This is a genomic window from Paracoccus lichenicola (assembly GCF_009708075.1).
Taxonomy (GTDB): domain Bacteria; phylum Pseudomonadota; class Alphaproteobacteria; order Rhodobacterales; family Rhodobacteraceae; genus Paracoccus; species Paracoccus lichenicola.
Map to the genome: position 1 here is coordinate 98421 of NZ_WMBT01000001.1, position 11939 is coordinate 110359.

Here is an 11939-nt window from a genome sequence, read left to right on the forward strand (position 1 = left end):
CGATGATCAAGGGTTTGGGCGGCTTTGGCGACATGGCCAAGATGATGAAGGCCGCGAAGGACATGCAGGACCGGATGCAGCAGATGCAGGCCAGCCTGGACAGCATCACCGTGACCGGCGAATCCGGCGCGGGCCTGGTCCGCGCGACCGCCACCGCCAAGGGCGAGTTGACGGCGCTGGAGATCGATCCGTCGATCTTCGTCCCGTCCGAGAAGGAAGTGGTCGAGGATCTGATCCTGGCCGCCATCAAGGACGCGCAGCGCAAGGCGCAGGACCGGATGCAATCGGAAATGGCCCGCGTCAGCCAGGAACTGGGCCTGCCGACCGACATGAAGCTGCCCTTCTGAATGGCTGACGGCAGCGACGACATCCAGGCGCTGGTCGGGCTGATGGCGCGGTTGCCGGGGCTTGGGCCGCGGTCCGCGCGGCGCATCGTGCTGCACCTGATCCGCAAGCGCGCCGGGCAGATGTCGCAACTTGCGGGGCTGCTGGACCGGGTGGCGGTCAATTCGCGCGAATGCGTGACCTGCGGCAACATCACCGACCGCGACGAATGCGCGATCTGCACGGACCCCGCCCGCGCCACGGGGGAACTTTGCGTGGTGCAGGACGTGGCCGACCTGTGGGCGATGGAACGCGGCCGGGCCTTCGGCGGGCGCTATCACGTGCTGGGCGGCACGCTGTCGGCCCTAGACGAGATCGGCCCGGACGACCTGGGCATCCCCGCGCTGATCGACCGGGTGGAGCGCGAGAAAATCCGCGAGGTGATCCTGGCCCTGAACGCCACCGTGGATGGGCAGACGACGGCGCATTACATCGCCGATGCCTTGGCGGACTCGGGTGCGGCCGTGACGGTCTTGGCCCAAGGGGTGCCGATCGGGGGGGAACTGGATTATCTCGACGACGGCACGATCAGCGCGGCGCTGCGCGCGCGGCGGCGGCTTTAAAGAGCTGCCCCGAAATGGCGAAGGCCATCGCCTTCGCCACGGCATGCCCTCCCAACCGGAACCGCCGGGCTTCAAAAGCCCGACCAGCGCCCGCCCCGCCCCCACGCGGGCGCTTCACGCCCCCCTCGGGTCAGGCGCTTGCCTTCCGTGGTCATGGGCTGCACCGTCTTTTACGGCACTGTCGCACAAAGGGCGGGGGAAACGCAGTGCGTTTCCTTTTCCCGCCCGCTCACCGGCAGCTATGCCTCCACCAACTCCCCCGCCAGCGCCTTCTCGATCAGCGCGCGCGTCTCATCAATGCCATACAACGCGATGAACCCGCCGAAGCGCGGCCCCTGGTCCGCGCCCAGCAGCACCTGATACAAGGCCGCGAACCAGTCGCGCAGCGGCTCGAAGCCGTGGTCCTTGCCGATGGCGAAGACCATGGATTGCAGCGCCTCGGGGTCGGCAGGCTGATCCCAAGCGGCCAGACGGCCCGCCAGATCCTCCATCGCCCGGCGTTCCACCTCGGTGGGCGCGCGGAACTGGCGGGTGGGGGCCACGAAGTCGGTGAAGTAGCGCACGGCGAAACCCGCCGCCTGGTCCAGGCCGGGATGCGTCTCGGGCGAAGCCTCGGGCGCATAGCGGCGGATGAAGCCCCAGAGGCCCTCCTTGTCCTTGGCCCCGGCGACGGATGCCAGGTTCAGCAGCATCTGGAACGGCACCACCATGTCGGACGCGGGCACCTCGCCGCCGTGGATGTGCCAGACCGGATTGGCCAATTGCTGATCGACCGGCTGATCGGGATAGGCGCGCAACTGCTGGTGATATTCATCAACGGCCTTGGGGATCACGTCGAAATACATCCGCTTGGCCGTCTTGGGCTTTTGATACATGAAATAGGACAGGCTTTCCGTCGCCGCATAGGTCAGCCATTCGTCGATGGACAGCCCGTTGCCCTTGGACTTGCTGATCTTCTGGCCGTTCTGGTCCAGGAACAGCTCATAGGTGAAATGCGTGGGAGCGCGCCCTCCCAGGATCTCGCAGATGCCGTCATAGATCGGCGTGTTGGTGGAATGGTCCTTGCCGTACATCTCGAAGTCCACGTCCAGCGCGGCCCAGCGAGCGCCGAAATCGGGCTTCCATTGCAGCTTCACCTGGCCGCCCGTGACCGGCAGGGTCAGTTCGTGCCCGTCCTCGTCGTCAAAGGTGATGGTGCCGTTCTTCGCGTCCACATGCTTGATCGGCACATACAGCACCTTGCCGGTCTTGGGGCTGATCGGCAGGAAGCAGCTGTAGGTCTGCTGGCGTTCCTCGCGCAGGGACGCCAGCATCACCTCCATGATCGCGTCATAGCGTTCGGCCGCAAGCCTCAGCGTGTCGTCGAACTGGCCGGACTTGTAGAACTCGGTCGCGCTGATGAATTCGTATTCGAACCCGAAGGTGTCCAGGAAGCGGCGCAGCATGGCGTTGTTGTGCGCGCCGAAGCTGTCGTATTCGCCGAAAGGGTCGGGCACCGTGGTCAGCGGTTCCTGCAGATGCCGGCGCAGCATGTCCTGGTTGGGAACATTTTCCGGCACCTTGCGCATCCCGTCCATGTCGTCGGAAAAGCAGACCAGGCGGGTGGGGATGTCGCTGATGATCTCGAAGGCGCGGCGGATCATCGTGGTGCGCGCCACCTCTCCGAACGTGCCGATATGGGGCAGGCCCGAGGGGCCATAGCCCGTCTCGAACAGGACATAGCCCTTGTCGGGATCCTTCCTTTCATAGCGTTTCAGCACCCGGCGCGCCTCCTCGAACGGCCAGGCCTTCGATTGCATCGCGGCGTCGCGCAGGGTGGTCATGCGTCTTCTCCTGTTCCAAGACCTTGACGCCTTATTGAAAGCGGCCTCTATCGTCAATAATTTGCGCCCGAACCGAATGCCGAAGGACAAGCCATGACCATCGACCTGCCCTCGTTCTCGCCTTGCGATGCCCTGGTGGCGGTGATGGTCGCGGTGCTGGCCTCGGACCAGACCTATCGCACGTCGGAACTGATCGCGATCCAGCGCAACGTCGATCACGCCCCGGTCTTTGCCGAATACGACGACGACCGCATCCGGGCCATCAGCCAGACGGTGATCACCCTGTTCGAGGATGAGGACGGCATCGACGCGCTGTTCGGCCTGGTCCGCGACGCACTGCCCGAGAAACTGTATGAAACCGCCTATGCGCTGGCCTGCGACGTGGGCGCGGCGGACGGGCGGCTGTATGAAGGCGAGGTCGCCATGCTGGCCGAGATCCGGCACCAGCTGAACATCTCACGCCTGCACGCCGCCGCCATCGAGCTGTCGGCCCAGGTGCGCCACCGGGTTCTGTAGTCAGGACCAGATCGCCAGGATGTCGCGCTGAAGCTGCCTGGCGTCCCGCGTCCAGGACAGCACGCCAGCGGGCAGTTCCTGCCCCGCCGTTGCCGCCTGCCGGGGCGGATCGGCGCACAGGATCGCGAAGGCCGACCGGTTGCCGTCCGGGCGGGTCAGATAGCCCGCCAGGTTCGACACGAAGTTCAGCGTCCCCGTCTTGGCGCGGATCTGCATGGCGGCGGTCGCGCCCCGGCCCAGATGCTCGTCCAGGGGGTCGGGTTTCAGCAGGTCGGGCAGGCCCACTGTCAGCCCCGGTCCCGCCAGCAGCCGCGCCATGCCCTGCGCCGTCACGCGGCTGTCGGGCGACAGGCCGGAATGATCGGCCAGGGTGAAGTCCGCGCCGTGCCCCTGCTCCGTCAACCACGCAATCATCGCGCGGGCCGAAGCCGCCGGATCCGCCGCGCCGCTGGCGTGAAGGCCCACGACCTCGGCCGTCAGGTTGGTCGAGAAATGCAGCATCCCGCGCAGGACCTCCTCCAGCGGCGGGCTGGAATGGCTGACCAGCACCTCGCCCGGCGGCAGGTCGCGGATGACCTCGGGCGCGGGCAGGACCAGGCCCTGCGCGCGGCACAGCGTCTGGAAGACATCGCCCGCATAAAGCTCGGGCTTGCGGACGGGAAGCCAGCGGCTGCCGGGGCGCGCGATGGCGCTGCGCGAGATGGTCCAGCTTTCGTGCAGCCCGTCTTGGCGCCAGGAAAACAGGTCCGCCCCATCGCCCGGCGCCGCCGTGATCGTATAGGCGCGCGGGGAATGGCTTGCCGCCCGCGCCTCCAGCGACATCCGGGAACCGCCCTGCCGCCAGCCCAGATGCACGCGGTTGAAGTTCAGGATCATCCCCGACAGCGCAGGGTTATAGGCCAGGTGATCGGCCTGCGCAGGCGCGATTTCGTCAAGCTGCGGCAAGGCCCCGCCCCAGACGGCGAAGCGCGCGGGCGCAGGCTGGCCGGATGCCGCCAGATCGGCGGCCAGCCGCGCCAGGTCGTCGGTGGACAGCACCGGATCGCCCCCGCCCGCCAGAACCAGGGTGTCGCCCGCGCGGATGACGCGGGTGGCAAAGGTCCGGTTGCGTCCCAGCTTCGCCAGGGCGTAAAGCGCCGTCACCGCCTTCAGCGTGCTGGCGGGCATCATCGGCGCGGCGGCCAGCGCGGCATCGGCCAGACTGTCGCCCGGCAGGTCCAGGCGCGCATAGGCGACGATGCCGGGCAGCCTGGTCGCAGCGACCACCGGACGGGCCGAGAAGGCGGGCTTGGCCGGCGGGCGGCCCCAGGCGGGCGCCACCGGCAGCGCGGCAAGGCCCGCCAGAAGGGCGCGCCGGTGCATCATCGCCCGGCCCTCAGCGCGGTCGAGGATTGGCGCGACATCGGCAGGTTGACCAGCACCCAGGCAGGCGGCTTGCGCCCGGCCAACGTCCCCGCCTGCGACAGCGGCAGGCGCGCGCGGGCCATGACCTGCGCGGCTTTCGTGTGGCGCGCCGCGGTCCGCGATCCGGGCCGGGCCAGCACGCCGATGGGGACGGTGGCGGCGATCCGTTTCCAGCGGTCCCAGCGGTGGAACTGCACCAGATTGTCCGACCCCATCAGCCAGACGAAGCGCACGCCGGGATACAGGCGGCGCAGCGCGGCAAGGGTGTCCGCCGTCATCCGGGTGCCAAGGCGCTGCTCGATATCCGTCACGACGATGCGCGGGTCGGTCAACAGCCGCCGCGCCTGCGCCAGCCGCTGTGCCATGGGCGCGGGTCCCCGTGCCTTCAGCGGGTTGCCGGGTGACACGAGCCACCAGACGCGGTCCAGCCGGAACTGGCGCATGGCGGCCTCGGTGATCGCCACATGGCCTTCGTGCGCGGGATCGAAGGATCCGCCCAGCAGGCCGATGCGCATCCCCCGCGCCGCCAGCGGAAGCCCCGCCCGGATCAAAGCGTGATGGCCGAGATCAGCCTGCCGTAATCGGCCTTGCCCTCGTGCGTGGCGCGGCGATAGCTGAAGAACCGAGCCGGATCGGAATAGGTGCAATGGCCGGACCATACGGCATCCACCCCGGCATCGCGCAGCCGCATCAGGCCAAAGGACGGCAGGTCGAACATGGGCCGCCCGTTCGGTCCGCCGCTGAAGAAGCGGTCATGGGCGGGATCCTCGGCCAGGAAGCTGTCCATGAAATCGGGACCGACCTCGTAGGCGCGCTGGCTGATCGTGGGACCGATCACTGCGCGGATCCGGGCCGCGCCCAGGGCACGCATGGCATCCACCGTGGCTTCGATGATGCCGTCCAGCGCCCCGCGCCAGCCCGCGTGGCAGGCGCCGATCACCCCGGCGTCGGGATCGGCCAGCAGGATCGGCTGGCAATCGGCGGTCAGCACCGCCAGGGCCACGCCGCGGCGGGCGGTGACGATGCCGTCGGCCTCGGTGTTCGCGACCGCTGCGATGTCGTGGGCGTCCGTCAACGTGACCACATCCGCCGAATGGACCTGCTTCACGGTCGCCAGCGCCTCGGCGGGGACGCCCATGGCGGTGGCGACGCGGCCACGGTTCAGCGTCACCATTTCCGCCTGGTCGGTGGACCGCCGTCCGCAGTTCAGCCCCGAGAACAGCCCGGACGACGCGCCGCCCTTGCGGGTGAAGAACCCGTGGTTGACGCCGCGCAGCAGGGGATGGGTCAGGATCTCAAGCGTGGTCTGCATGAAGCCTCAGCGCGTCAAATCCGGGCACCGGGGGCGCCCCTTTCGGCCAGATGGCCATGGCCTTGAACAGGTGACCCATTTCGTCCGGGTGGGTCAAGCGCCGAAGCGCCGCCATCGCGGTGGCGTCCTTTGCAGCCGCCAGCCGTTCGGCCCGCTGCCCTGCGCTCAGCGACAGCAGCCAGTCGCCCTGGCGGATCGGGCGGGACGCCACGGCCCCCGCCCGGATGGCGGCGGCGGCAAGGGGGGCGAAATCGACATGGGCGGTCAGGTCGGCCTCGCCCGGGCGCGCCAGCGGATCCTCGGGTTGGTGGTTGCGCAGGGCCTGGAAGGTGTCGCCATAGCCGTTCCAGCCGCCGTAATCGACAAAAATCGCCGCCCCGCCATGGGCGGCGATGCGGCGGCCGATGGCCTCGACCATGGCAGGGGCGGCGGGACATTCCTCGACCACGTCGCCCGGCTGGCCCTCGCGCGGCAGATCCACCACGGGGCCGAGGCCAAGGCACAGGCCATCGTCCGACAGGCCCACCATGCGTTCGGCCCAGCCGGCTTCGGTGCGCTGATACTGCCGGATCGGCAGGGCGTCGAAGAACTCGTTCGCGATCAGGAACAAGGGTTTGGCCGGCAGTTCCTCGACGCTGTCGAGATGCGTGACCGCGCCCAGGCGGTCCCGCTGGATCCGGCGCAGATGCGGGGATGCCTCGATCAGCGCGATCTGCGCGGCGTCCGCCATGCCCGGCGCCTTGCGGATCGCGCGCAGCATGTCGGCCATCAGCGTGCCGCGGCCCGGTCCCGGCTCGGCCAGGGTAAAGGGCGTGGGGCGGCCCTGGTCCATCCAGGCCTGTGCCAGGGCCAACCCGCAGAGTTCCCCGAACATCTGGTGGATTTCCGGCGCGGTTGTGAAATCGCCCTGGACCCCGAAGGGATCGCGCGTGGTGTAGTATCCGTATCGCGGATGCAGCAGGCAGATCTCCATGTAATCGGCCAGGCTGATCGGCCCCGTGGCCCGGATGCGCGTCGCGATGATTTCCGCCAAGGGCGTCATGCGGGGGCCGTTGCGGGGCGGCGGGTGGCGCGCAGGATCAGGAACAGCCCGATCAGCACCATGGGCAGCGACAGCACCTGCCCCATGGTCAGCCCGATGACCGGTCCGCCGATCACGTGGCCCAGCGGATTGTCGGGCGTGATGAACTGCGCGTCGGCCACGCGGAACAGTTCCACGACCATGCGCGCCAGCCCGTATCCGGCGAGGAAGACCCCGAAGGCCAGGCCAGGACGGCGTAGGCCACCCGCGCGAACCAGAGCGAACAGGATCAGGCCCAGAAGCAGCCCCTCCAACCCCGCCTCGTAAAGCTGGCTGGGATGGCGGGCGCAGGGACCGACCACGCCGGGACAGGCCTGCGCGGCCTCGACCGGGAAGATCACGCCCCAGGGCAGGTCGGTGGGACGGCCCCACAGTTCCGCATTGATGAAGTTGGCGATGCGGCCGAAGAAGATGCCGATGGGCGCGACCACCGCCATGGCGTCCGCCAGCCGCAGGGCCGGGATGCCGTTCGCGCGGCAAAAGGCCCAGGTGGCGACGATCACGCCCGCGAAGCCGCCGTGAAAGCTCATGCCCCCTTGCCAGACCTTGATGATCTCGGCGGGGTTCGCCAGGTAGAAGGCGGGTTCGTAGAACAGCACGAAGCCCAGGCGGCCGCCCAGGATCACCCCCAGGATCACCCAGGTCAGCAGGTCGTCCACCCGGTCGGCAGGCATCGGCGCGCGGTCGCCCCAGATGCGGTCGCGGCGCATCATGGCGATGATGATCCGCCAGCCGATCAGCAGCCCCGCCAGATAGGCCAGCGCATACCAGCGCAGCGACAGGGTCAGGCCGCCCAGGTGGATGGTAAAGATCTCGGGGGCGACGGGGGGAAAGGGGATCATGGGGCCTCTGCTTCTGCGCGGCGCACGCTAGTCGGCGGGGGCGCGGTGTCAACGGGGGCGTCCGGGCGGCGCGGGGACGCGATCGGCGACGGCCCGCATTGAACCCGGACGCGGCGCGGCCCATATAGGACGCCAAGCACGCATCAGGGGCAAAGGCCAAATGACCACGCAAAACAAGTTCTTTGACGACATCTCGAAGCTGATGACCAACGCCATGGGCGTGGCCCACGGCGCCAAGGCCGAGGCCGAAACCGCCATGAAGGGCTGGATCGACCGCTGGCTGGCCGATCGCGACTTTGTGACCCGCGAGGAGTTCGAGGCCGTGCGCGAGATGGCCATCAAGGCCCGCACCGAGAATGCCGAGCTGAAGGCCCGGCTGGACGCGATGGAAGCGGGCCGTCAGGGCTGAACCCGGTCCCGCAGCGCGCCGGAACGGTCGAACAGCAGAACCTCGCCCGCGTCGGTGACGACCACGATCCAGTCGCGGGCGAAGGTCACGGCCTCGGGCCGCGCGCCATCGGGCAGCGTGATCGCCTCGGGCAGATCCGGCAGCACCGGCTGGCCCAGGCGCAGCCACAGCAGCGCGACGATGGCGATCATGCCCAGGCCCATCACCAGCGCCAGTCCCGTCACCAGCCAGCGCAGCAGCCGCAGTTCCGGCACCGCTTTCGCCGCCCGCTTCCAGTCGCTATCATCGTGATCCATGTCCAACCTTGTCGTCACCATTCCGGCCAATCCGCCCGACCGGCTTGATAAGGCCCTTGCCCTGGCGGTGCCAGAGGCGGCGGCCCTGTCGCGCTCGCGCCTGGCGCGTCTGATCGCCGACGGTGCGGTCAGCGGACCCGACGGCGTGGTGCGTGACGGCAAGACACGGGTGGTTCAGGGACAGGATTACCGCATCCATATCCCTGACCCCGAACCCGTCGAAACCCGTCCCGAGGCTATCCCCCTGGTCATCGCTTACGAGGACGCCGACCTGATCGTCATCGACAAGCCGGCGGGCATGGTCGTCCACCCGGCCCCCGGATCGCCCAACGGCACGCTGGTCAACGCCCTTCTGGCCCATTGCGGCGACACGCTGTCGGGGATCGGCGGCGAAAAGCGCCCCGGCATCGTGCATCGGATCGACAAGGACACCTCGGGCCTGCTGGTCGTGGCCAAGTCCGACCGCGCCCATCATGGGCTGGCTGCCCAGTTCGAGGCGCATACCGCGCAACGGCGATACCTGGCGCTGGCCCATGGCGTGATCGACGGCGCCGATGCGCGGCTGCGAGGCACGCCCGGTATAGGTTTCGAGGACGGCGCGGTGCTGAAGATCACCACCCGCCTGACGCGCCACGCGACGGACCGGCAGCGGCAGGCCGTGTATTTCGACAAGGGCCGCCATGCGGTGACGCGGGCGCGGATGCTGGAACGCTTCGGAACGCCGCCGGTCGCCATGCTGGTGGAATGCCGCCTGGAAACCGGGCGCACGCACCAGATCCGGGTCCACATGGCCCATGCCGGCTTGGGGCTGATCGGCGATCCGGTCTATGGCGGGGCACGGCGCGCGTCCGCCAAGGCACTTGGCGCGGCGGCCGAGGCGGTCGGCGCCTTTCCCCGGCAGGCGCTTCATGCCGCGCATCTGGGCTTCGACCATCCGGTGACGGGCCAGCCCTTGTCCTTCGACAGCCCCCTGCCCCCCGACATGCAGGCGCTGCTGGATGCGCTGCGGGCGGCCACATGACGGCATCGTGAAGGTGCCGCGTTTGTCGCGTTCATGATTTCTCAACAGAATGTCACCATGACCCCCGTCGAGGGTGCCGGAACCTTGCGCGCGCAGGTTGCGTTCCCCGGGCATATGCGAAAGGCCAGAAGCATGGCGAATTATGGAAACCTTCCCGCCCCCAGTCCCGAACAGGGCCTGAACCGCTATCTGCAAGAGATCCGCAAGTTCCCTCTGCTGGAGCCGGAGGAGGAATACATGCTGGCCAAGGCTTGGGCCGACCACCAGGACAGCGAGGCCGCGCACAGGCTGGTCACCTCGCACCTGCGGCTGGCCGCCAAGATCGCCATGGGCTATCGCGGCTATGGCCTGCCCCAGGCCGAAGTGATTTCCGAGGCGAACGTGGGCCTGATGCAGGCCGTCAAGCGGTTCGACCCCGAACGGGGCTTCCGCCTGGCGACCTATGCGATGTGGTGGATCCGCGCCTCGATCCAGGAATACATCCTGCGGTCCTGGTCGCTGGTGAAGATGGGCACCACCAGCGCGCAGAAGAAGCTGTTCTTCAACCTGCGCAAGGCCAAGTCCAAGATCGGCGCGCTGGAGGAAGGCGACCTGCGCCCCGAAAACGTCGCACAGATCGCCACCGACCTGAACGTGACCCAGCAGGAGGTGATCGAGATGAACCGCCGCCTGTCGGGCGGGGACGCATCCCTGAACGCCACCGTCGGATCGGGCGATGGCGAATCATCCTCTCAATGGCAGGACTGGCTGGAGGATACCGAAGCCAACCAGGCCGAGGCCTTCGCGGAATCCGAGGAACTGGACACCCGCCGCCAGATGCTGATGCAGGCGATGGACGTGCTGAACGATCGCGAAAAGGACATCTTGATCGAACGCCGCCTGCGCGACGACCCCCTGACGCTGGAGGATCTGTCGGCGCGCTACGAGGTGTCGCGCGAACGGATCCGCCAGATCGAGGTGCGGGCCTTCGAGAAGCTGCAGGACCGGATGCGGGTGCTGGCGCGCGACAAGGGGATGCGGGTTCCCGAAGGGGCGGTTTGACCGGCTTCGGCGGGTGCAATTGACCTGCCATTGCCGCGCGCTATGGTCGGCTGGAACCTCACAGACCGGACCCGATGACCGCGCTTACCAAATTTCAACGGCTCGAAGCCCAGGGGTCGTGGCGCGCGGCCCCTGATGCGCCCTTGCGCGAGGTCATCGTGTCCTTGGGTGACGCCACGCTGGTCTTGTCCGATCCTGGAACCGACCGCCCGCTGTCGCACTGGTCCCTGCCCGCGGTCGTCCAGTTGAACCCCGGCGCCCTGCCTGCCTTGTATGCACCCGGGGCCGAAGGAACGGACGAAACCGTCGCCATCGACGATCCGCTGATGATCGACGCGATTTCCCGGGTCCAGGGGGCGGTGGCCAGCCATCGCGCCCATTCCGGCAGGCTGCGCGGCGTGCTGCTGGCCCTGGCGATCCTGGCGGTCCTGGGTTTGCTGGCCTTCTGGCTGCCGGGGGCGCTGATTGCCCATGCGGCGCGCATCGCGCCGCCGGCGCAGGCGCGCGACATCGGCATGGCGATCCTGGCCGATCTGGAAAGGGGCGCGGGCAAGGTCTGCACCCGCGAATCCGGCCAGGCGGTGCTGGATCACCTGGCGCCGCATCTGCTGGACCCGGATGCCATCATCCGCGTCGTTCCCGGTCCCCTGGGCGGCGCGCGCCGCCTGCCCGGCGATCTTTATGTCATCGGCAGCGACCTGCTGCGCGCCGCCCCCGGTCCCGAGGCCGCCGCCGCGCATCTGGTCTCGGCCCGGCTGGCAACGGCCGAGCCGGACCTGAAGGCGGATGCCGTGCGCCACGCGGGCTTGGCGGCATCTCTGCGGCTGATGACCCTGGGCCACCTGCCGCGCGAGGCGATGGCGGGCTATGGCAATGCGCTGCTGATGCAGCCCGCCCCCCGACCCGCGGATGCCGACCTGCTGGCCGCCCTGGGCGAACGCGGCATCCCGGCCGAACCCTATGCCCGCTCCATCGACCCCACCGGCCAGACCGTCCTGCCCCTGATCGAGGGCGACCCGTTCCGCACCGATCCCCCCGCCCGCCCGCTGCTGACCGACGAACAATGGCTGGCCCTGCAACAGATCTGCGCGGGCTGAGGGCCATCCGGTCGTTTTCGCCGTTGCGCGCCCGCATCACTGCGGTTATTCACGGCCCCAGGCACCCGTAGCTCAGCTGGATAGAGCGCTGCCCTCCGAAGGCAGAGGCCAGGGGTTCGAATCCCTTCGGGTGCACCATTCCTCACGACC

General features: G+C 68.6%; 14 protein-coding genes and 1 tRNA gene. 8 read left to right on the forward strand and 7 right to left on the reverse strand.

Features of this window, described 5'->3' with window-relative positions:
* Positions 1 to 2: 2 nt before the first annotated feature.
* Entirely contained in the window at positions 3 to 347 is a 345-nt protein-coding gene (locus GIY56_RS00510; protein ID WP_154762866.1) for a YbaB/EbfC family nucleoid-associated protein, read from the forward strand.
* On the forward strand, positions 348 to 947 hold the full coding sequence (recR, locus tag GIY56_RS00515; RefSeq protein WP_154762867.1) for a recombination mediator RecR: 600 nt from the start codon (positions 348 to 350) through the stop codon (positions 945 to 947). It abuts the gene before it with no gap.
* A gap of 239 nt (positions 948 to 1186) precedes the next feature.
* Here the strand turns inward: recR and GIY56_RS00520 are convergent, their stop codons facing one another.
* Positions 1187 to 2770, reverse strand: coding sequence for a lysine--tRNA ligase (locus GIY56_RS00520; RefSeq protein ID WP_154762868.1), 1584 nt, complete (start codon positions 2768 to 2770; stop codon positions 1187 to 1189).
* A 93-nt stretch (positions 2771 to 2863) separates the two neighbouring features.
* Between GIY56_RS00520 and GIY56_RS00525 the strand changes: the two genes are divergently transcribed.
* Entirely contained in the window at positions 2864 to 3286 is a 423-nt protein-coding gene (locus GIY56_RS00525) for a tellurite resistance TerB family protein (protein WP_154762869.1), read from the forward strand.
* On the opposite strand, the gene GIY56_RS00530 is transcribed toward GIY56_RS00525, so the two are convergent.
* The 5 genes from GIY56_RS00530 to lgt are packed head-to-tail and all read right to left on the reverse strand — an operon-like array spanning position 3287 to position 7925.
* Complete coding sequence (locus GIY56_RS00530) at positions 3287 to 4651, reverse strand: D-alanyl-D-alanine carboxypeptidase (RefSeq protein WP_154762870.1); 1365 nt, start codon at positions 4649 to 4651, stop codon at positions 3287 to 3289.
* A complete protein-coding gene (locus tag GIY56_RS00535; protein ID WP_230312206.1) occupies positions 4648 to 5205 on the reverse strand; it encodes a nicotinate-nucleotide adenylyltransferase in 558 nt (185 codons plus the stop codon). Before GIY56_RS00535 ends, GIY56_RS00530 begins: the two co-directional genes overlap by 4 nt.
* Before the next feature lie 32 nt (positions 5206 to 5237).
* Positions 5238 to 6002: a peptidoglycan editing factor PgeF gene (gene pgeF / locus GIY56_RS00540; protein ID WP_154762872.1), complete on the reverse strand. Its 765-nt coding sequence runs from the start codon at positions 6000 to 6002 to the stop codon at positions 5238 to 5240.
* On the reverse strand, positions 5986 to 7044 hold the full coding sequence (locus tag GIY56_RS00545; RefSeq protein ID WP_154762873.1) for a class I SAM-dependent methyltransferase: 1059 nt from the start codon (positions 7042 to 7044) through the stop codon (positions 5986 to 5988). The genes pgeF and GIY56_RS00545 overlap by 17 nt, the downstream gene beginning before the upstream one ends.
* Entirely contained in the window at positions 7041 to 7925 is an 885-nt protein-coding gene (gene lgt / locus GIY56_RS00550; RefSeq protein ID WP_154762874.1) for a prolipoprotein diacylglyceryl transferase, read from the reverse strand. The genes GIY56_RS00545 and lgt overlap by 4 nt, the downstream gene beginning before the upstream one ends.
* A gap of 160 nt (positions 7926 to 8085) precedes the next feature.
* Here lgt and GIY56_RS00555 point away from each other — a divergent pair, with 160 nt between their 5' ends.
* Positions 8086 to 8334 (forward strand): accessory factor UbiK family protein, encoded by a 249-nt coding sequence (locus GIY56_RS00555; protein ID WP_154762875.1) that lies wholly within the window; start codon positions 8086 to 8088, stop codon positions 8332 to 8334.
* On the opposite strand, the gene GIY56_RS00560 is transcribed toward GIY56_RS00555, so the two are convergent.
* Complete coding sequence (locus GIY56_RS00560; RefSeq protein WP_154762876.1) at positions 8325 to 8630, reverse strand: DUF6476 family protein; 306 nt, start codon at positions 8628 to 8630, stop codon at positions 8325 to 8327. The genes GIY56_RS00555 and GIY56_RS00560 overlap by 10 nt on opposite strands.
* On the opposite strand from GIY56_RS00560, the gene GIY56_RS00565 reads away from it, so the two are divergent.
* The 4 genes from GIY56_RS00565 (at position 8629) to GIY56_RS00580 (ending at position 11927) form a co-directional block, all read left to right on the forward strand.
* Complete coding sequence (locus GIY56_RS00565) at positions 8629 to 9651, forward strand: RluA family pseudouridine synthase (RefSeq protein WP_154762877.1); 1023 nt, start codon at positions 8629 to 8631, stop codon at positions 9649 to 9651. The genes GIY56_RS00560 and GIY56_RS00565 overlap by 2 nt on opposite strands.
* 132 nt (positions 9652 to 9783) lie before the next feature.
* Positions 9784 to 10692, forward strand: a complete 909-nt coding sequence (gene rpoH, locus GIY56_RS00570; RefSeq protein ID WP_154762878.1) for an RNA polymerase sigma factor RpoH — start codon at positions 9784 to 9786, stop codon at positions 10690 to 10692.
* Positions 10693 to 10766: 74 nt separating this feature from the next.
* Entirely contained in the window at positions 10767 to 11789 is a 1023-nt protein-coding gene (locus tag GIY56_RS00575; protein WP_154762879.1) for a hypothetical protein, read from the forward strand.
* Positions 11790 to 11850: 61 nt separating this feature from the next.
* A tRNA-Arg gene (locus GIY56_RS00580) sits at positions 11851 to 11927 on the forward strand.
* Positions 11928 to 11939 lie beyond the last annotated feature (12 nt).

Coding starts and splice junctions, on each gene's coding strand:
- pgeF (WP_154762872.1), bottom strand. CDS start 6,002: ATGCAGACCACGCTTGAGATCCTGACCCATCCCCTGCTGCGCGGCGTC.
- GIY56_RS00530 (WP_154762870.1), bottom strand. CDS start 4,651: ATGATGCACCGGCGCGCCCTTCTGGCGGGCCTTGCCGCGCTGCCGGTG.
- recR (WP_154762867.1), top strand. CDS start 348: ATGGCTGACGGCAGCGACGACATCCAGGCGCTGGTCGGGCTGATGGCG.
- rpoH (WP_154762878.1), top strand. CDS start 9,784: ATGGCGAATTATGGAAACCTTCCCGCCCCCAGTCCCGAACAGGGCCTG.
- GIY56_RS00565 (WP_154762877.1), top strand. CDS start 8,629: ATGTCCAACCTTGTCGTCACCATTCCGGCCAATCCGCCCGACCGGCTT.
- GIY56_RS00575 (WP_154762879.1), top strand. CDS start 10,767: ATGACCGCGCTTACCAAATTTCAACGGCTCGAAGCCCAGGGGTCGTGG.
- GIY56_RS00525 (WP_154762869.1), top strand. CDS start 2,864: ATGACCATCGACCTGCCCTCGTTCTCGCCTTGCGATGCCCTGGTGGCG.
- GIY56_RS00535 (WP_230312206.1), bottom strand. CDS start 5,205: ATGCGCATCGGCCTGCTGGGCGGATCCTTCGATCCCGCGCACGAAGGC.
- lgt (WP_154762874.1), bottom strand. CDS start 7,925: ATGATCCCCTTTCCCCCCGTCGCCCCCGAGATCTTTACCATCCACCTG.
- GIY56_RS00555 (WP_154762875.1), top strand. CDS start 8,086: ATGACCACGCAAAACAAGTTCTTTGACGACATCTCGAAGCTGATGACC.
- GIY56_RS00560 (WP_154762876.1), bottom strand. CDS start 8,630: ATGGATCACGATGATAGCGACTGGAAGCGGGCGGCGAAAGCGGTGCCG.
- GIY56_RS00510 (WP_154762866.1), top strand. CDS start 3: ATGATCAAGGGTTTGGGCGGCTTTGGCGACATGGCCAAGATGATGAAG.
- GIY56_RS00545 (WP_154762873.1), bottom strand. CDS start 7,044: ATGACGCCCTTGGCGGAAATCATCGCGACGCGCATCCGGGCCACGGGG.
- GIY56_RS00520 (WP_154762868.1), bottom strand. CDS start 2,770: ATGACCACCCTGCGCGACGCCGCGATGCAATCGAAGGCCTGGCCGTTC.